This window comes from Candidatus Kapaibacterium sp. (genome assembly GCA_023957315.1).
Lineage (GTDB): Bacteria > Bacteroidota > Ignavibacteria > Kapaibacteriales > UBA2268 > PGYU01.
This window is the reverse complement of the sequence record JAMLHE010000001.1, coordinates 62,881-82,793: the sequence shown is the minus strand read 5'-3', so window position 1 is coordinate 82,793 and position 19,913 is coordinate 62,881. Positions and strand designations below refer to the sequence as shown.

General features: G+C 38.2%; 13 protein-coding genes and 1 pseudogene. 5 read left to right on the top strand and 9 right to left on the bottom strand.

What is annotated here, in order from left to right; translation table 11 throughout:
* Positions 1-87: 87 nt before the first annotated feature.
* Positions 88-3,501: a right-handed parallel beta-helix repeat-containing protein gene (locus tag M9949_00335; protein MCO5249852.1), complete on the top strand. Its 3,414-nt coding sequence runs from the start codon at positions 88-90 to the stop codon at positions 3,499-3,501.
* 202 nt (positions 3,502-3,703) lie between these two features.
* Here the strand turns inward: M9949_00335 and M9949_00330 are convergent, their stop codons facing one another.
* The 6 genes from M9949_00330 to M9949_00305 form a co-directional block, all read right to left on the bottom strand.
* The gene (locus M9949_00330) at positions 3,704-3,928 is read right to left on the bottom strand and encodes a type II toxin-antitoxin system HicA family toxin (protein MCO5249851.1); all 225 of its coding nucleotides are present in this window, start codon (positions 3,926-3,928) and stop codon (positions 3,704-3,706) included.
* Entirely contained in the window at positions 3,928-4,134 is a 207-nt protein-coding gene (locus tag M9949_00325; GenBank protein ID MCO5249850.1) for a type II toxin-antitoxin system HicB family antitoxin, read from the bottom strand. Before M9949_00325 ends, M9949_00330 begins: the two co-directional genes overlap by 1 nt.
* A 215-nt stretch (positions 4,135-4,349) precedes the next feature.
* Positions 4,350-5,756 (bottom strand): phosphoglucomutase/phosphomannomutase family protein, encoded by a 1,407-nt coding sequence (locus M9949_00320; protein ID MCO5249849.1) that lies wholly within the window; start codon positions 5,754-5,756, stop codon positions 4,350-4,352.
* 37 nt (positions 5,757-5,793) lie between these two features.
* Positions 5,794-7,074 (bottom strand): phosphopyruvate hydratase, encoded by a 1,281-nt coding sequence (gene eno, locus M9949_00315; GenBank protein MCO5249848.1) that lies wholly within the window; start codon positions 7,072-7,074, stop codon positions 5,794-5,796.
* 96 nt (positions 7,075-7,170) lie between these two features.
* Positions 7,171-8,163: a 4-hydroxythreonine-4-phosphate dehydrogenase PdxA gene (gene pdxA / locus M9949_00310; protein ID MCO5249847.1), complete on the bottom strand. Its 993-nt coding sequence runs from the start codon at positions 8,161-8,163 to the stop codon at positions 7,171-7,173.
* Positions 8,160-9,590 carry an amino acid permease gene (locus tag M9949_00305; GenBank protein ID MCO5249846.1) on the bottom strand — a complete coding sequence of 477 codons (1,431 nt, stop codon included), beginning with the start codon at positions 9,588-9,590 and terminating at the stop codon, positions 8,160-8,162. The genes pdxA and M9949_00305 overlap by 4 nt, the downstream gene beginning before the upstream one ends.
* A gap of 238 nt (positions 9,591-9,828) precedes the next feature.
* On the opposite strand from M9949_00305, the gene M9949_00300 reads away from it, so the two are divergent.
* A complete protein-coding gene (locus M9949_00300; protein ID MCO5249845.1) occupies positions 9,829-10,542 on the top strand; it encodes a LysE family transporter in 714 nt (237 codons plus the stop codon).
* Positions 10,543-11,734: 1,192 nt separating this feature from the next.
* Positions 11,735-13,254: pseudogene (locus tag M9949_00295) on the top strand (IS1182 family transposase).
* Between the two features lie 266 nt (positions 13,255-13,520).
* Here the strand turns inward: M9949_00295 and M9949_00290 are convergent.
* Entirely contained in the window at positions 13,521-14,231 is a 711-nt protein-coding gene (locus M9949_00290; protein ID MCO5249844.1) for a hypothetical protein, read from the bottom strand.
* A 73-nt stretch (positions 14,232-14,304) separates the two neighbouring features.
* Here M9949_00290 and uvrC point away from each other — a divergent pair, with 73 nt between their 5' ends.
* A complete protein-coding gene (uvrC, locus tag M9949_00285) occupies positions 14,305-16,179 on the top strand; it encodes an excinuclease ABC subunit UvrC (GenBank protein MCO5249843.1) in 1,875 nt (624 codons plus the stop codon).
* Between the two features lie 8 nt (positions 16,180-16,187).
* On the opposite strand, the gene M9949_00280 is transcribed toward uvrC, so the two are convergent.
* Together M9949_00280 and M9949_00275 are read right to left on the bottom strand one after the other, a co-directional pair.
* The gene (locus M9949_00280) at positions 16,188-16,817 is read right to left on the bottom strand and encodes a DUF3365 domain-containing protein (protein MCO5249842.1); all 630 of its coding nucleotides are present in this window, start codon (positions 16,815-16,817) and stop codon (positions 16,188-16,190) included.
* Positions 16,818-16,845: 28 nt separating this feature from the next.
* Positions 16,846-17,397, bottom strand: a complete 552-nt coding sequence (locus M9949_00275; GenBank protein ID MCO5249841.1) for a peroxiredoxin — start codon at positions 17,395-17,397, stop codon at positions 16,846-16,848.
* Between the two features lie 171 nt (positions 17,398-17,568).
* Between M9949_00275 and topA the strand changes: the two genes are divergently transcribed.
* A complete protein-coding gene (topA, locus tag M9949_00270) occupies positions 17,569-19,908 on the top strand; it encodes a type I DNA topoisomerase (GenBank protein MCO5249840.1) in 2,340 nt (779 codons plus the stop codon).
* The last annotated feature ends 5 nt before the right edge of the window (positions 19,909-19,913 follow it).

Here is a 19,913-nt window from a genome sequence, read left to right as displayed (position 1 = left end):
CTTATTTTTCAATATTATGAATATTTATTCATTATGTAAATACAAATAATTTTTTTATATTTGTATATCATTAAACACGAGGTACAAATGCAAAAAATCCTAATTTTCGGAATAATAATAATTGCTTTGTTATCATTCCAAAACCTACATAGCCAGAATTTCTTGGTTTCAGATTATGGAGATGAATCTGATTTCGATATAGATGATGGTATATATGCCCCGCCAACATTACGCTCTGCAATTCAAAATGCAAACAAAAATGGTGTGGCAGCTGTTATAAAATTTTTAGATAATAACGCAACAATTCAAGTTGTTGCACCTTTGCCAGTAATTAATGTACCAATCAAAATCGAAGGTAGCGGGCTGACATTAGAACGCATCGGGTTTGCTACTTATGGCTTATGGATAACAAAGGATGGTTCAGAATTGCGTGATATCAAGGTTCAGGGTTTTAATGGTGCGGGAATCCATTGGCAAGGCAGTGATGGAATTATTGAAAATGTCACAAGCAGGGATAACAATGGTGCCGGGCTTAATTTGAATAACGCACATAGAAATACAATTGGTTCTTCATCAACGGGTTATTTTTCTAATGTATTTAGTGGGGCTACCGGTACCGGAGGGTATGGAGTCTCTTTATTAAACAGTAATGATAATGTTATCCAATATTGTGGAATTGGAGTGGATGCCGGTAGTCAAAAGTTTGCGAACTCACGTTCCGGAATTAATATAGATAGTAGCTATAGAAATATCATTCAGAATAATACAATTAGTGGAAATGATTGGCATGGAATCCAAATTTACTGCAAGGGGAATGACTGTAGTAATATAATTGAGAACAATATGATTGGACTTGAAATTTTTGGACAGGATAGCATACCTAACAAAATGAGTGGGATTTTACTAAATGGTACAAAAGGTGATACCATCAGGAACAATCATATTTCCGGAAACCTTTCTTACGGTGTTCACATTTCTACGGCAAACTGCTCAAATATTACTGTTGAAAACAATATAATCGGCACTGACAAATCAACAAAAAATGCACTTCCCAATGCACACGGAATCCAAATGTCAGGTTCGCATAATACTATTAAAAACAATATAATTTCAGGTAATAATGGCAATGGAATAGCATTTTCATCAGGCGCCAATAATATCACGGAGATTAAGGGCAATATTATCGGCTTAGATTCAGGTCTCACTCTTGCTGTTCCAAATAACAGGGGTGCTTTTCTTGCAGGTCAAGACATTATATTTGGCGACCCCGATGGAATTGATTTCAACTATATTGCCGGAAATAAATCCGATGGAATTTTCATTACAGGTTCAACTACAAATAATATTAGAATTGTGAGGAACATAATTGGCACGAATTCGATTTTCCCTACAGCCGTATTTCAAAATGGCGGTTCAGGTATCTTAGTCACATATGCTGCGAAAAATGTAAAAATTGATTCTAATTTAGTGGTAGCTTGCCAGAAAAATGGTATTGAAGTTGTTAGAATTGAATTTAATTTTGAAGGCATTCCGCCGATTTTTCATAGACCAAATTTTGTATTGATACGCGGCAATTCAATTGGTCCTCGAATAGATTTAGGGGATTCATCTCGAATTGGTGGCTCCGGAATTAGTGTTTTTGCAGCAGATTCTGTACTCATTGAAGACAATCAAATATTTGGTACTAACCAAAATGGAATAACAATAGGTATTCAAAACCCTGTGTATAATGCTGATACAACTTTGAAAGTGAGAATTTTCAGTAATATGATTGGAGATTCTTCTTTGACTCAGCATAATAAAATTGACGGAGATGGAATTGCTGTTTTAAATTCCGGACAAATATTTATTGGGGGTACCGGTCGAGGTAATATGATTTCGAACTCTGATGGTTCCGGAATTAATATGTTAAGAGCAGAGTATATATACATAGATAGCAATTCAATTTTTGCCATTAAAAATCATGGAATCCATATTGACTCATCAGACATTATCGAAATTAATAGAAATACGATTGGTCCTGATTCAAATCTAAACCAATTGAAAATTGTTAAAGATGGCATTAGAATGAATGATTGTCAAGATGTGTTTGTAGGTAGTCAAAATTCTACAGAATTGGCTAATAAAATTTTTTACTGCCAAAATGGAATATCGGTCAGAGGGCAATCCTTAAGAGCATATTCGTATTTTAATGTGTTCAAGAATAATGAATTAGGAGGAATTGAACTTGATGACTTAGTAAGCTATTTCAATGACGGTAAATATAATGATTATATGGACCTTGATTCAGGAAGTAATCAACTTCAGAATACAATTGATGTGGAGCAAGCTTATGCAGAAGGTGATTCTATTGTAATAAAAGGGCATTTTAACGGAGCAGCATTCAAATTATACAAGTCGGAAATTTATCTTACCACCGCACCTCCGGATAGTCTGAAACATACAACTCAAGGATTAATACCGGTTGAAATTCTCAATTTCGAAACAGATGAAGATGGTTATGCTTTCATTGACACAACTTTCAAAAACCCCCTTTATGCTGCTTTAATAAGTTCATATGATTTCCCTACTGTGATTGTACATGGTGAAAACGGCACATCCTCCTTTTCTCATTTAAGCTATATAAACCCTATCATTCCATTTGTAGATATTGAAGTGATTATTGATAGTGTTATGTCCGGTGTTGATGAATATGGTATAGTCGAATTATATACAAAAGTTAAAAATATTGGTATAATTACTGCACTTGATGTGGTAATCCGAGATTCAGTTTCTAATCTTCAAATGAAGGAAGCTTCTATTTCTAACGGCATTGCAGACGTAACTGATGGCGCATTTATAGGTCTGGTTTCTGAATTACAACCCGGTGATTCGGTAATTTTCGTAAGTAAAGGGAAATTGATGGGAGTAGGTGAACATACACGAATCGTATCAGCTTTCGCAGAGCAAAATGAACCTGACACTCTGAATAATTCGGATACAATAACTTTCAATGTCAATCCTGTAAAACACAATTTATCATTAAATCAAGGTTGGAATATGATTTCTTCATATGTCGAACCGACAGAAGCCGAATTAGAAGATATCTTTGCAATAATAGAAAATTTTGTTGTTATTTTGAAGAATAATCTCGGACAAATATTTTTCCCATCATTTGGTATAAATGATATTGGATTTTGGAATGCCTTAGAAGGCTATCAAATATACATGTCCGAAGCAAAAACTTTGGAGATTTCAGGATTCAAAATCTTGCCACAAAGTAGTCCGATAAATTTAGTTGCGGGCTGGAATATGATTTCATATCTACGTGATAGCTCAATGGATATTGAAGCAGCCTTTTCTACACTTAATATCAATGACAATTTGATTATTGCTAAAGACAATTTTGGGCAAGTTTACTTTCCAATATTTGGCATAAATACGATTGGCAATTTGATGCCAGGTCAGGGCTATCAATTATATTTGAACCAAAACACAACTTTGAGCTATCCTGATAATTAACAGTTCCTATACATAGTCTCTCAGGGCAATGATACACAATGATTGTATCGTTGCCCTGTTTTTTTTTCTTGGAAATCATAGTTTTTTTTCGAATTACTGTACTCGTTGATTTAATTGATGTGAAAAATAAATCAATCCGGAGTCAAAATGAAAAAGTCATTCACCCACGAATAAATTCATGGGCTATGTTTGAGGTCCCTTTCTACTTCAATTTCATAAACTCTTCTTTTGAAATTTCAATATCTTTTAGGATTTTCATAAATAATCCAATGCCAATTGTTTCACCGCTATGAATTGGTATAACAGTAACCCGTCCATCGGGATGCTTTAGAAAATGATGACTTCCTTTGGTGCGGTCAAGCTTAAACCCTAAACTCTCATGTATGGTCAATAGCTCCTTACCTGTGTAGCTTTTCAAATTACTCATTAAACAAACACTTTTTGAAACCCGATAAATTCGTTTTGCACAAAGTCTTGTTCAGCTTCGAGGCATAATTCGATAACCTCTTTAATTCTAACCATCAATTCGTCTAAAGATTTTGCTTGAGTATGGCATCCCCGCAAAGCAGGAACATCAGCAACATAATAACCTTCTGCGTCTCGTTCTATTATAACGTTAAACTCATTTTTCATTTGCAATCTCCATATATTTTAAATTCAATACGTTTAGAATAGTATGATATTATACGAGACAATCATATCTGCATTGACCTCTATCTCCCACGAATAAATTCATGGGCAATGTTTGTAAACGTATTTCAGGACAAGGCATTATTTTCTTTCTTTATCTCCTTCGGAGAGGGTCGGGGTGAGGTTTCTTTGTTTTCTTCAGGACAATAGCTATCCACTCACTTCAACTTCAATCCTGCATCCAAGAGTTGGTTGACCTTGGTCACAGTATTTGCTTCTGCGTAAAATCGAATCAAAGGTTCAGTGCCTGATGCACGGATTAAAAGCCATCCACCATCCACAAAAAATTTGTAACCGTCTGTATCATGAATATTCAAAACCTCGAATCTTCCCAATTTCTTGGGCTTTTTGTTCGCCGCATTCAAAATGGCAGTTTTCACTTCTTCGGTAACGTAAACATCTCTGCGAGAAAATCTGTGAATGCCAAATTCTTGGTCAAGTTCATCGCATAATGCTTTCAAGGACATTTTTCGCTTTGCCATAATTTCCAGAACCAAAAGCGCGTTGAACAAGCCATCACGCTCCGGAATATGGAGAATTGAGCTCAAACCACCGGATTCTTCGCCACCGATGAGGATTTTTTCCTCATTCATCAATTTTGCAATATGTTTGAATCCGACGGGAGTTTCGTGCAATTTAATGTTATTCTTCTCGCAATACATATTTACCATTGTGGTCAGCGAGACCGTTTTGGCAACTGCACCGCGTTTCTTTTTGTGCTCGTACAGATATTTCAACATAATCATAAAAATACGGTGCGAATCAACGAAGCTGCCTTCATGGTCAACGAGCCCAAGTCTGTCGGCATCACCATCAGTTGCAATCCCTATGTCGTATTTGCCTTCGACTACTTTGCTCATCAAAATCCCCAGACATTCGCCGATTGGCTCCGGATGGTCAATTTCACCGAAAGAAGGGTTGTATGTACTGTGAATCTCATCTGCATTCGGCAAAAGGTGCTTCATCGTGTTGATTCCGGCGCCATACATAGGGTCGAACAAAACTTTGAACTTCGATTTATTGATTGCTTCAAGGTCAATTTTTCGCTTCAAAAGCCTCAAATATGAATCTGCTGATGAAAACAAGCGAATCAATTTCAGTTTGGTATATTCCTCCAAAGTTCTGAATTTCATCAGTGGTGGCTTATTCCAAATCTTTTTCAATTCAAGTTCCAATTTCGCAATGTCCTCAGGTTTGGCAGGACCTCCAAAATTCGCTTTGATTTTATACCCATTATAAAGCGGAGGATTATGGCTCGCCGTAATCACAATGCCCAAATCTACATTTTTTTGCTTTGTATGATACGATACTTGCGGCGTCGAAGCAATATCATCGGTCAAATAAACCGTAATGCCCTGCCATGCCAACACACAAGCCGTTTCGATAGCGAATTGCTTAGACAAAAATCGCGTGTCATAGCCAATCACTGCCGAATAATTTTTAGAGTTCGGGTTAGATTTTATAATCAGTCGTGCAGTAGCCAATGCTACTTTTTGGACATTTTCAAAAGTAAAATCTCTGGCTATCAGACCGCGCCAGCCATCAGTTCCGAATTTTATCATCATAATATATTCTGTCTATTTTTTGTACAAATTATGTTTCTTAGCTTATAATGCTGCGCCCTGCATAAATACCTGCTGCTCCGAGAGCGTCTTCGATTCTCAGCAGTTGGTTATATTTTGCGACTCTATCGCTACGGCAAGGTGCACCGGTTTTGATTTGTCCGGCATTCATAGCTACTGCCAAATCGGCAATTGTCGAATCTTCAGTTTCGCCCGAACGATGCGATATGATTGTGGAATAGCCGTATTTTTGAGCCAAATGAATTGTATCAATCGTTTCAGTCAATGTTCCGATTTGGTTCAATTTAATCAAAATCGAATTTGCTACGCCTTCTTCGATTCCGCGTGAAAGGAATGCAGGATTAGTAACGAAAATATCATCGCCTACGATTTGAATCTTTTCGCCTAATTCTTCAGTCATCATTCCCCAGCCTTCCCAATCGTTTTCGCCAAGCCCGTCTTCAATCGAAATAATCGGGTAATTGTTGCACAAATCAACATACCATTTAATCATTTCTTGCGATGTAAGCATATTGCCTGAGGATTTGAACATTTTGTATTTGCCGTCAACGTACATTTCGCTTGCAGCAACGTCCAAAGCCAGTAAAATGTCATCATTTGGTCTGTAACCTGCAGCTACAATTGCCGCAAGAATGACATCAAGGGCTTCTTCATTCGATTTGAGTGATGGCGCAAATCCACCTTCATCACCGACTGTTGTGCTGTAACCTTTCGATTTGAGAACAGATTTCAGATGATGGTAAATTTCAGTACCCATTCTGAGTGCATCGGAAAAATTATCTGCACCGACGGGCATAATCATAAATTCCTGAATGTCAACGTTGTTATCAGCGTGTTTGCCGCCGTTTAGTATGTTCATCATAGGCACAGGCAACATTTCAGCTCTGATACCGCCCAAATATCTGTATAGTGGCATACCGTAATATTCTGCCGCAGCTTTTGCTGTTGCTAAGGAAACCGCAAGAATAGCATTGGCGCCAAGTTTGGACTTGTTATCCGTATCGTCTAATTCTAAAAGCATGTCGTCAATTTGTCTTTGCTCAGTGGCGTCCATTCCTTCGAGCGATTCTGCGATTGTATCGTTAATGTTTTCGACAGCTTTGCCAACGCTTAAACCCATGTAATTGCTATCGTCGCCGTCGCGTAATTCGTGTGCTTCGTGTTCTCCGGTGCTTGCTCCTGAAGGAACAGCAGCAGTTCCAAACGAACCGTCTTCGAGAACTACTTCACATTCGATAGTAGGATTGCCACGAGAATCAAGGATTTGTCTTCCGTAAATTTCATGTATCAGGGAACTCATTTTAAACTCCAAAATTAAATATTCAAAATTGATTAGTATAGATTACTAAGTTATCAAAAAAAATGCGATTTTCTGTTAATTTTCTAAAAAAAAAGATTAATTTTTGTGATTTTTTCGAGCTTTAACAATTTTGACGGCTGATATAAGTGCTGCAATCAATGAATTCGGTGATGCAATACCTTTGCCCGAAATTCCATAGGCTGTGCCGTGGTCGGGTGAAGTCCGAACGACCGGCAAACCTGCAGTAAAATTAACTCCTGTGCCATGTGCTAACAACTTCAACGGCACTAAGCCCTGGTCATGATACATCGCCACAATACCATCAAAATTTCTGTAATCACCATGTGCGAAAAATCCGTCTGCAGGATATGGTCCACGAACCAGAACCCCTCCCGTTTTTAATTGCTCTAAAGCTACGCTGATGATAGTGTTTTCTTCCATCCCAATTTTGCCATTTTCGCCGGCGTGAGGATTCAGCCCAAGCACTGCAATTTTTGGTTTGTCAATCCCAAAGTCAATCCTCAACGAATTATTGAACTGAGTAATCAGTGCAGTTAGCTTTTCTTTCGTTATCAAATCGGGTACAGTACGCAATGGTTCGTGAATTGTAGCCAATGCTACTCTCAAATCATCTTTGAATAATATCATCAAAGGCGACGTTACTTTCGATTTTTCAGCCAACATCTCGGTTTGCCCGGGATATTTGAAACCTGCAAGATAAGCAGATTCTTTGCTGATTGGCAATGTGACCAATGCGTCAAATTTGTGATTGAGCGTGTGTACAATTGCTTTTTCGAGCGATTCGACAGAAAGCGAGCCCGCATTCCGAGTCACTTTCCCAAATTGAACAGGAGAGTAGTTATCACACTCGAGTATCTTCATGTAATGGTCTGACACGATAACGCGCTCGTTCAAAATTTCAATATCATAACCAATTTTTTGAGCATATTCCAGCAATGATTGAGTATTGCAAGAAAGGTAAAACTCTGTATCTCTAAAAAATAAATTTGATGACATAACATCGGCGGATTTCAGTAAAGTTTCCAAACCAATGCCATTAACATCTCCGCAAGTTACCACAATTTTCATTCTTTGTTTCTTTTTCTATAATAATAAAATATCGGAATCCCAATTAAAACCATTAATAAGCCCCAAACTGAATTTATCATTTCACTTTCGCCATTAATGTAATTACTAACATCATTAAATAAAGTCAATATTACAAAAATAAGGGAAAAAATGACAAATAGTATCGGTAATATGGGATAAAAAGGTACTTTATATGGTCGGTGGACATCGGGCATCTTCTTGCGAAGTACGATAACTCCATACGCACCAATACCATAGAATATCCAAGAGACAAAAATGAGCATATCAGTCAAATCATCAAAGGAACCGCTAAAAACAAAAGCGCAAGACCAAATACATTGCAAAATCAAAGCGTTTGCCGGAGTTCTGTACTTTTCGTGTACTTGCCCAAGCCCCGAAAAGAAGACTTTGCGTCGTGCCATTGCAAAATATACTCGTGCACTTACCATGATTGTGCCGTTGGCTGTGCCAAATGTCGAAATCATCACAAGCGCCGTAACTACTCCTGCGGCGATGGGCCCTAAAGCTCGTTCCGCAGCATCAGCCGCAACAAGATGTGATTGGGCAGCGATTTCAATCGGCAATACATAAAATACCGATAGATTTGTCAATACATACACTACGATTACAATCACAGTCCCAATCGTCAGTGCCAACGGAATGTTTCGAGCCGGATTTTTCACTTCACCGGCAATGTAGGTGACATTGTTCCAACCGTCATAAGCCCAAAATGCTGCCGACAATGCTGCTACAACGCCTCCCAGTATCCCAAGCCCCGCAAATGAAAAATTCGGAATGTCGTTTGTCAAATTGTCTGTTGAGCCGTTCCCAAAAGCAAAACCGGCAAAAATCAGCAACAAAATTGCCAGCACTTTAGTTGCAGTGAATGTGACGGCTATCCGTCCGCCGTTTTTGATGCCGAAATAATTCGCAATCGTGAGAAAGATGATTACCCCGGAAGTCAGCATCTTCACGCCAACATTTTTCAGTGGATAAATTGCACCAACGAAAGGCATATATAATTTGAAATTATTCTCAATATCAGCCGCAAATCGCGGAAGTCGGAAAAAGTATTCGCTATATTCAGCAAAAACGTACGCGATAGATGCAATCGAAGCCGTTTGAATGACTGCCAAAAGCGCCCATCCGTACAAGTAGGCAGTCAAATCACCGTACATTTTCCGAAAGTAAACATATTGTCCGCCTGTTTCGGTAATCATTCCTGCGATTTCGGCATTAGTCAATGCACCTGCTAAGGTAATCAAGCCTGCGACAATCCATATTAGCATCACAAGCTCCGGAGAGCCCAAGTACATTGCCATTACTGACGGCTTTTTGAAAATACCCGAGCCAATTACGGCTCCCACAACTATTGCAATCGTTGTATATAAACCAAGTGCTTTTAATAATTCTTTCTTGTCGCTCATTCAAAATAAGATTATTGAAAAAATCAAAACTCTACTTTCAAATATTACAAAAAAGTTTAATTATACAAAATGTTAATTTCTATTTTTTATGAATGAAGAAATGGTTAAAATTTCTTAATGTAAATATTTTTATTTGGTGAGTTTGAAAAAAATTAATACTTTGTGTCATGTTTTCTACACACTTTTTGATTTTCTTTCGTTTAATTGTTATAGTGCTGGAATTAAATATGGGAATAAAATGCTAACAGCAATAATCATAGGTGCAGTAATTGGATTTATCTTGGCAATGCCGCCGGGACCTGTAGCTATGGCTTGTGTCAAGGTTGGACTTCAAAACGGACGTAGGGAATGTTTTGAGCTCTCCATCGGCACAGCACTTATGGATACAGTATATTGTGTGATTGCCATATTTGCCGCCACAGCCGTTTTAGACTCTTTAAGCAATTTTTTAGATTCAAATCCTCTGATATACCTCACTATCCAAATCGTAATCGTAGCCTTGTTAGTATATTTTGGCTTGTCTCAATTCAAAAAGAAAAAAATCGAAACTGACGAAGCCACCTTGAATAAAGCACCTTCATTTATATCTACACTCAAAAGCCGTGGACCATTTTTGTTGGGCGTTGCAATGGCATTGACTAATATCGCTAACCCAACCTTTATGTCAACACTTATGGTAATGACAGCATGGGTAAACAAATTGGACTTGTTCGTATCCTCTTTTGGGACTAATATGTTGTTTTCGATTGGATTTGGAATCGGGAATTTTTCATGGTTATTTCTTCTCGCTTATTTTGTAATGCGAAACAAACACAAACTTTCCGAAACTTCAATGGTGCGTATCAAGCAATTTGCCGGACTAACTTTTATTGGATTCGGCGGATTTTTGGGATGGAGATTAGTCGCATTTACAAACTGGGCCCAAATTTTTAAGATAGCCTTCACTTTCTAATCAAGCTCTTTAAAAACAAACATAACCCACGTTTTAAGCTTGGGCGAAATTTAAAAATCCCCCAAACGCCTTTCCCCCTCAATTAAGAGGCGGTTAGGGGGTGTTAAGAAAAATTTTAGGATTAACCAATACATTTTAACCGCAAAGAACGCCAAAGAGTTTTGTTTGTCATTCTGAACGAATGTGAAGAATCCATGTCTTTATCGAATACTTGATTCTTCGCCTTCGGCTTCAGAATGACCAGCGCTTAGGACACAAAACTCAGAAAACTTCAAAAATTAGACTTCCGAAGTCTTCATCTGTCAGACTTTCACAAACATTTCATGTCCCGTCTTTGTTATAATTTACGGATAGGGATAAATCTGTAATATAGTCGTTAGTTGTAACAAAGATGATACACTAACTTTGGAACAACTGACGGTACAGTAAGCAAATTGTCTGAACTATGATTTATGTGATTTTTGTGATTAAGATGATTATGAAAAATGGAATAAAAAGTTGAATATAACCCCTTCGGGGTAAAAATCAAACTCGTTTGTAGCATAGTTATAGATATACAACCCCTTCGGGGTAAAGACATCAAGTTGTATTTTTACCGCGAAGCGGTTACATATCTATAATACAATGTTTCTTTTTAATTATTTTACCGCGAAGCGGTTACATATCTATAACACAAGTAGTACAGATGTTTTTATCCCATCAGTTGTTTCACCTGACGGAAAAAAAAAATCATAAAAATCATTCAAATCAAAAAAATCATAGTTCGGAGTTTCATGTCCCGTCTTTGTTATAATTTACGGATAGGGATAAATCTGTAATATAGTCGTTAGTTGTAACAAAGATGATACACTAACTATGGAACAACTGACGGGACGAGTATCTCCGGTATACTTTTGTTATAGCTATTCAATCCCTTCAGGATTGTTGAATATGTCGCGATTTCTTTCCCCGCATTTCATACGGGGCTATTTACATTCAATCTCTTCGAGATTAACACGGATAAACGTTTCCTCGCACCCTAGAATAAATTCGTGGGCTATGTTTTGGACAGAACGCTGCTCTGTCCCTACATTTCAGATGAGGCTGTCTCATAAGGGCAGCCATTTTTTATATTTTTGTGGAAAAAAAAGAGAAAATACTAGGTACAAATCGGCGTCATAACGGTTGTAATCAACAATAAGTTAGCGATGCAATGAGACCAAAGTTTAAATACTATAATCAATCACAAGCGTTTCTACTACCTCCATCTCTTGATGAAATGATTAAAGAAACTCATCCTGTTAGGACAATAAATAAAATTATTGATGAAATTGATATAAGCGATATCGAAAGCAATTACATCGGTGGTGGCGCGACCAGCTACAGCCCGAGAATGCTTTTGAAAATACTCGTATATGCTTATATGAATAATGTCTATTCAAGCCGACGAATAGAAAATTTAGTGCAAGAAAATATTCATTATATGTGGCTAAGCGGTATGCAAAAGCCGGATCACAATACAATCAATCGCTTCCGCAGTAAACGCTTGGCAAGCGGCTTGAAAGAAGTATTCACTAAGGTAGTAATGCTATTTCATAAAGCCGGAATTTTGGATATTAAAGATCTATATACAGACGGCACAAAAATAGAAGCAAACGCAAATAAATACAGCTTTGTCTGGAGTAAAAATATCCGAACACGTAAAGAAAAAATATTACAACAAGTCAATGAGTTGTGGAAATACGCACTTCAGGTAAGCGCAGAAGAAATGCGAGACGTCCGACCACAGAGCTATGAAGAGATAAATCCCGAGAGTATAACTGAAACAATAGAAGAAATAAATAAAGTATTGGTAAAAAAAGATTGATAAAAATGTACGTGCCAAACTTACAAAAGTGAAGAAAAACTTGGTCTGAACAATTAAGGAAATATGAAGCATACGAAAAGCAAATGAACGGTCGCAACAGTTGTTCAAAAACCGACCCTGATGCAGTATTTATGCGAATGAAAGAAGACCGTATGCAGAACGGACAACTAAAAGCCGCTTACAACTGGCAAATAAGTACAAACAATCAAATAGTGGTCAATTACAGTATTCATCAAACAGCCGGTGACACTTCCACATTTATTGAACATATAGAATCATATAAACGCCAATATCGTGAATACCCTGAATCAATCACAGCTGATGCAGGTTATGGGGGTCATGAGAATTACAAATATGCAGAAGACAATAAAATCGAAGCCTATATCAAATACAACTATTTTCATAAAGAGCAGAAAAGCAAGTGGCAGAAAGACATCAGCAAGTCCGACAATTTATATTACAACGAAGAACAAGACTGTTACTATTGCCCAATGGGTCAAGCGATGGAAAATATCGGAGAGAAAGAAAAAATAACTTTGAACGGATACAAACAAATAGTCAGCCGATATAGAGCCAAAAACTGCGTCGGTTGCCAGCTGCGAGCCACTTGCCACGAAGGCGCTGACAATCGAACGATAGAAATAAACAAAGAAGCAAAACGACTAAGAGAGCAAGCAAAATCCCGACTGATGAGTCCTGAAGGTGTGAAAAAACGAAAACGACGACCAATTGAACCGGAAGCGGTTTTTGGCAATATCAAACACAACAAACAATTTAGAAGATTTTTACTGAGAGGCAAAGAAAAAGTAGAAATCGAAGTTGGACTATTGGCTCTAGCCCACAATCTGAGCAAATTTGTAGCTTAAAATAGCAAAATATCTCACTTTCCCATCCAAAATTGCCTCAAATTAGCATCAAAACATACCAAAAAATGGAATAATGCTCTATTTCTAATTGATTTTTCAAATTTAGAATGTTAATTATAACAATTAATCTCATTTTTTCTTTTTATTGAAGTCGAAGAGGCTGCTCTTGTGAGACAGCCTCATCTTGGTAACCACCGAACCACCAAAAAAAAAAGCTGCCCAATTGGACAGCTTCTTCAGTTTCTAATCCCCACCCCGCACCGATTTTAAGTCTTCGCTTTTTTCGACTTTGCAATATCCTTACGCAATGTTTCAGCCATATTTATTCCTACTCTTGTTGCAGCATCATTAATCGCATTACGAAGCTGGTCTTCGCTCAATGAAGCCAATTCAGTAGTTTGGAGCACATTCTTTAAAGTTCGTCCCATCGCAGTTTCTTCGGCACCGTAATAATTCCTCAAGGGGTAGGATTCGGATTCAGTGTTTTCCCATACCACGCCACCATCATTACGAGAAGTTATTTGCGTTCTTGCTTGCACTTTAATATAAATTGAACCGGACGTAGAATGTAGTTGAATTTCCTCGATGGTAGTAACGGCTACAAATTCAGCATCATCCTCCAAATCCCATACAGGCTCTACCATCAGATATTTGCGTAAAGTAGAGCCGACTCCGTCAGATACCGCATAAGCTATTGAATCTGGATTCACGGCACGCATTAATTTGTTTTCCAATTCAGAGCCGACAAATATGCTTGATACAGATACAGCAATATTGGCTATGGTTTCGCCGGTTGACTTTTTCTCTTTTGTCGGTGGTCCTTCATCATACATAATATCTACTTGTCGAGCATTTGCCGAAACAACTTCTTCAAAGTAGATTTTCTTGCGGTTCAAATCATAATTTTCGAGATTATTAGTCCGACATCCTGCAAAAGCCAATGTCAATGCAAATAGTATTAATATTATTTTTTTCACGTCTTTTCCTTATTATAGAATGTTTAAAATCGTATTACGAATAATTCTTAATTTTAGTTACAATAAAATAAAAATGTCTGACGAAAAGAAAATTACTGAAAAATATCCGAGTGAAGAATTCAAAAGCAAGGTGTCAAATCTACCTACTGCTCCGGGTATTTACCAATATTTTGACGAAAACGAGAAATTGATATATATCGGCAAAGCCAAAAATTTACGGAGTCGAGTGCGTTCATATTTCCATCTCGGCAAAATTGGCGATGCCAAAACTAATGCAATGTTGGGTAAAATTCGCAACGTTGAGGTAATTTTGGTTGACTCGGAAGTTGAGGCTCTGATACTGGAAGACACTCTCATCAAAAAGCACAAACCCAGATACAATGTGCTTTTGCGTGATGACAAAACTTATCCTTATATAAAAGTTACAAATGAGCTATATCCGCGGCTAATCCCTACGCGAAGAGTCGAAAAAGACGGCTCAAAATATTTCGGACCATTCACTGAAGTCCGAAACATCAAACAACTCATGAAAATCATCCGGACTTTATTTTACATTCGTAGTTGCGATTTGAATATCAACGAAATAAGCATCGAAAAAAAACGCCACCGAATTTGCCTTGATTTTCATATCCAAAAATGCCAAGGACCCTGCGAAGGGCTCGTGAGTGTAGATGAATATCGCAATAATGTCCGAAATGCGACCAAAATTTTGCAAGGAAAAACTAACGAACTTGAAAAAATTCTCGTATCGGAAATGCAAAAATTTGCCGAAGAAATGAAATTCGAGCAAGCTGCTGTGATGCGAAATAAATTGGCTATTTTGAAAGATTACACAAATAATCAAAAAATTGTTTCAGCCGATTTGATGGACCGTGACATTTTCGGTCTGACTCGGACTGATGATTTGGCATGCACATTAGTTTTGAAGGTTCGCGACGGCAAATTAATCGGCAAACGCCATTATATAATCAAAAACGCAATCGAACAAACTGACGAGCAAATCATGCAACGCACGATTGAAAAATGGTACATGGAATCCGATTTCATTCCGCGGGAATTGTATTTGCCCTGCGATGTTGATGATATTGAGTATATGACTGATTGGCTTACAGAATTGCGAGGGAAATCTCTCGACATTTTGCTGCCGAAAATCGGCGACAGGCGAAAATATGTCGAAATGGCGAATACCAATGCACATTTCATGCTGAAAGAATATATCATGGCTCAAGAAAAACGCGAGCAAGTTGTGCCGCGCCCGGTACTTTCTTTACAACGTGATTTAAGGCTCAAAGTAGCACCACGCCGAATTGAATGCTTCGATAATTCACACCTTCAAGGAACGGATTTAGTCTCTTCGATGGTTGTTTTCGTGGACGGCAAGCCCAAAAAATCCGAATATCGCAAATATAAGAATGTAACTGTTTTGCGAAATGACGACTTTGAAGCTATGCGTGAAGTCATAAGAAGGCGATACACACGGGCAATCGGCGAAGAGAGCGAACTGCCCGATTTGATAATCGTTGATGGTGGCAAAGGGCAGCTTTCATCAGCATATGGCATTTTGTATGAACTTGGACTCACCGAAAAAATTCAAATTATCGGTTTGGCAAAAAGGCTCGAAGAGGTTTTCATGCCCGGCAAAAGTGAATCAATGATATTGCCCCGAACTTCGAGCAGCCTACGACTAATCCAACAACTTCGCGACGAAGCCCATAGATTTGCCATAACTTATCACCGTTCATTACGCAAAAAACGCACTCTACATACTGAGCTACAAGACATCAAGGGGATAGGCAAATCAACTGCAGAAAAATTGCTCAAACATTTCGGCTCCGTAACTGCTATCAAAATTGCCGGAATTCGAGATTTGGAACGAATTGTCAATTCAAAAATCGCACTCAAAGTTATGGAACATTTTAAGCAGGAAGCAGGGAAGGGAGAGGAGTAGGGTTAAATTTACTCCTTCTTCCCTTCATCCCCAAAAACTAAATGAAAGGCACCACGCAAATGCCCTGCTTTATATCGGGTGGCTAAGTCTTCGGGATATAAGCCTTTAATCTTTGCATACAAATCAGCACTTAATTCTTTGCCGGGAGTGCCGTGGCAACTCAAGCAAAAACTCTGCACTATTATCGGCTTGAAATAATGCAATTTACCTTCTGCTTTTATTAGCATTGGCTGAGGTGCTTCGCCGACATGCACGTCGTAAGTATAATCGAAAAGTACGCCATCTTCCAAATCATCAGGCTTGTTCAGTGGGTTTCGGTAATCTGCCGAGACACGTTTAATCGTCATGCCCGTGCCGTCCACAACATTAGATGTGAACGGCAGAGCATTGATATTGCAAAATTGAATCGCATTCTCATATCCGCCTTCGCTGATAGCATTCATCAGTTCGGCTTTCAATTTTTCCGCTACTAAATTTGTTATGCTGTCGCCAATTGCCAGATAGCGTTGTTCAGATTCAGAATATGTTCGCTGTTCTGCCTTGATTACAGGTTCGGGGATTGGTTCTTCCTCCTTTTTTGAACAAGATGTTAGAACTATCAATGATAGTAAGGCTATATTTAAAATTGACAATCGCATATGAGGCTCCTGAAAAATTATCGGATGATTAGTTTAATGTTTTTTCGCCGGGATTCCAATTGCAAGGTGTCTTTTTACCGCTTTGCAATGCTTCTAATACTCTGAGTACTTCGAGCGTGTTACGTCCGACATCCTCAGTTTGGATGACCGAATAAGCTAACATGCCATCAGGGGAAATTATATACAAGCCACGTAATGCATAGCCTGTTTCTTCTTTCAAAACTTCGTAATTAGTTGCAGTTTTGTGAGTAAAATCAGCCAGCATCGGATAGGGTAGATTCTTCAAGCTCGGATGTGATGAACGCCAAGCTAAGTGCGAATGGTGGCTGTCAGTCGAACATGCTATTACTTCGCAATTCAATTCTTTGAATTTTTCATAATGAATTCCAAAATCCTCTATTTCAGTCGGACAAACAAAGGTGAAATCTTCCGGGTAGAAAAAAAATACTACCCACTTGCCCTTATAATCTTCGATTGATATGTCAACAAAAGCATTGTCAGGTGTAAGCGCATCTGCGTTACCGCCAATTACTGCTTTACCTCTGAAATCAGGTGCTTTTTTACCAACAAGTAAACTCATAAATTCTCCTAAAATGTTATAAATGTTTTTCCAATTTGTAATAGCATTTTGAACGTAATGTCGAATCCTTTAGTGTTACTTATTATTCCGATTTGCAATTCTAATGTGAGTAATACGTGAAACTTATTTCTTACTTTGACAATTAGTATTTTTATTAACGAAAATTCAAACATGGCAAAAACAGCTGAAAATAAAGTTAAATCCTTGGTGATTGTAGAATCACCATCGAAAGCAAAGACAATTGAAAAAATTCTTGGTTCCGATTTCTTAGTTACTTCAAGTGTGGGGCATATCCGAGATTTGCCCAAGAAAGATATGGGTATTGACATCGAAAACGGCTTCAAACCTACTTATGAAGTAAGTCAGGATAAACAAAAAGTTGTTACTGAATTGAAAAAATTGGCAAAAAATGCCGAAACAGTATGGTTAGCGACGGACGAGGACCGTGAAGGTGAGGCTATTGCATGGCATCTTTTCGAGACTTTGAAGCTCAGCGACAAAAAAACGAAACGAATCGTTTTTCATGAAATCACAAAAACTGCCATCCTCAATTCAATCGAAAATCCCCGTTCATTAGACAAAAATTTGATTGATGCTCAGCAAGCGCGTCGAGTGCTCGACCGACTTGTGGGGTATGAACTTTCGCCTGTGTTGTGGCGAAAAGTCCAAAAAGGGCTTTCAGCAGGGCGTGTCCAATCGGTAACTGTTAGAGTAATCGTGGAGCGTGAGCGCGAAATTGATGCATTCGAATCAGAACCAAATTATCGTGTTGTTGGAGATTTCATCTCTGCTGAAGGCAAAAACTTCAGGGCTGAACTCAAACAAAGATTCGAAAATTTTGATAAAACGAAAGCATTTTTAGAGAAAATTCGCAATTCCGGTTTCAAAATAACTGATGTAGTAGTTAAACCTTCAAAACGAACTCCTTCGGCACCTTTCACAACTTCAACTTTGCAACAGGAAGCATCACGAAAATTGAGTTTTTCTGTAAAGCAGACTATGGTGGTTGCACAGAAATTATACGAAAACGGATTCATTACATATATGAGAACTGATTCGCTCAACTTGGCAGACTCTGCTCTCGAACAAGCAAAAAGTGTAATTAGTGCCGAATATGGCAGTAAATACTCGCATCTTCGTCATTACAAGACAAAATCTTCTTCGGCTCAAGAGGCTCACGAAGCAATCCGCCCGACAGATTTGTCAAAATCGGAAATCAAAGGCGATTCAAATATGATGAGGCTGTATGATTTGATTTACAAACGTACTTTAGCATCTCAAATGGCTGATGCTGTGCTTGAACGCACTGTTGCGAATATCGAAATTTCCAACGACAATAATGTTTTTGTTGCGACGGGAGAAGTCATCAAATTTGATGGTTTTTTGAGGCTGTATTTTGAATCCACTGATGATGAAAACGGTGTTGATGACGATTCAAAAATTTTGCCACCTCTCACTAAAGGGCAAATAGTAGATTATTCATCAATTACCTCCCGCGAAACTTTCAAAAATCCTCCACCTCGATATACAGAAGCGAGTTTGGTGAAAAAATTGGAGGAACTCGGAATCGGTCGCCCTTCGACTTATGCACCGACTATTTCGACAATTCAGGACAGAGGATACGTAGAAAAGAAAGATTTAGAGGGTAAACAGCGTGCTTATTCATTCTTCAAATTGACTCGCGATGCTTTGAAATCCGAACAAAAAACTGAAATCACAGGTGCTGAAAAATCGAAGCTGTTTCCGACTGATGTTGGAATGGTTGTAACTGATTTTTTGATGAAATTTTTTACCGATATTGTAGATTTCAATTTTACTGCAAAAGTCGAAAGCGAATTTGACGATATTGCCAAAGGGAAAAAAACTTGGCAAAAGATGATTCAGGGCTTTTATGGCAAATTCCACAAAACAATCGAAGCTTCCCAAGATATTAAACGTACTGATGCTGTCGAGAATCGTGTCTTAGGGAATGACCCGAAAACAGGAAAGCCAATTATTGCCCGAATCGGCAGATACGGACCGATGTTGCAAATTGGCGAATCTGATGATGAGGAGAAACCGAAATTCGCAAAAATGCCTAAAAATTCTCGACTTGACCAAATAACTCTCGAAGAGGCTTTGAAAGCATTTGATTTGCCGCGTATTATTGGAACTGATGCCAACGGCGTTGAGATTTCGGCTCAAATCGGGCGTTTCGGACCTTATCTGAAGCACGACAAAACTTTTGTATCTATCAAAGAGGAAGAGATTCACGAAATTGCGCTTGAAGAAGCAATCATAAGAATCCAAGCTAAATCCGACGCAAATAAAGCGAATACTCTGAAATTATTTCCGTCCAACGAATCTATCAAAGTGCTCAACGGAAGATTTGGTCCTTATATCACTGACGGCAAGAAAAACGCACGTGTCCCGAAAGATAAAATTCCGGCTGATTTGACTCTCGAAGAATGTCAAGAATTGCTTGATAAAGCTGTTGCCAAACCCAAAGGTCGTGGTGGAAAAAAGAAATAGAACAA

Bases quoted from the DNA above. Each gene is read 5' to 3' on its own strand.
- pdxA (MCO5249847.1), bottom strand. From the start codon at position 8,163: ATGAAAATTGTGGTAACTTGCGGAGATGTTAATGGCATTGGTTTGGAA.
- M9949_00325 (MCO5249850.1), bottom strand. From the start codon at position 4,134: ATGAAAAATGAGTTTAACGTTATAATAGAACGAGACGCAGAAGGTTAT.
- eno (MCO5249848.1), bottom strand. From the start codon at position 7,074: ATGAGTTCCCTGATACATGAAATTTACGGAAGACAAATCCTTGATTCT.
- M9949_00280 (MCO5249842.1), bottom strand. From the start codon at position 16,817: ATGCGATTGTCAATTTTAAATATAGCCTTACTATCATTGATAGTTCTA.
- M9949_00300 (MCO5249845.1), top strand. From the start codon at position 9,829: ATGCTAACAGCAATAATCATAGGTGCAGTAATTGGATTTATCTTGGCA.
- M9949_00335 (MCO5249852.1), top strand. From the start codon at position 88: ATGCAAAAAATCCTAATTTTCGGAATAATAATAATTGCTTTGTTATCA.
- topA (MCO5249840.1), top strand. From the start codon at position 17,569: ATGGCAAAAACAGCTGAAAATAAAGTTAAATCCTTGGTGATTGTAGAA.
- uvrC (MCO5249843.1), top strand. From the start codon at position 14,305: ATGTCTGACGAAAAGAAAATTACTGAAAAATATCCGAGTGAAGAATTC.
- M9949_00330 (MCO5249851.1), bottom strand. From the start codon at position 3,928: ATGAGTAATTTGAAAAGCTACACAGGTAAGGAGCTATTGACCATACAT.
- M9949_00275 (MCO5249841.1), bottom strand. From the start codon at position 17,397: ATGAGTTTACTTGTTGGTAAAAAAGCACCTGATTTCAGAGGTAAAGCA.
- M9949_00305 (MCO5249846.1), bottom strand. From the start codon at position 9,590: ATGAGCGACAAGAAAGAATTATTAAAAGCACTTGGTTTATATACAACG.
- M9949_00320 (MCO5249849.1), bottom strand. From the start codon at position 5,756: ATGATGATAAAATTCGGAACTGATGGCTGGCGCGGTCTGATAGCCAGA.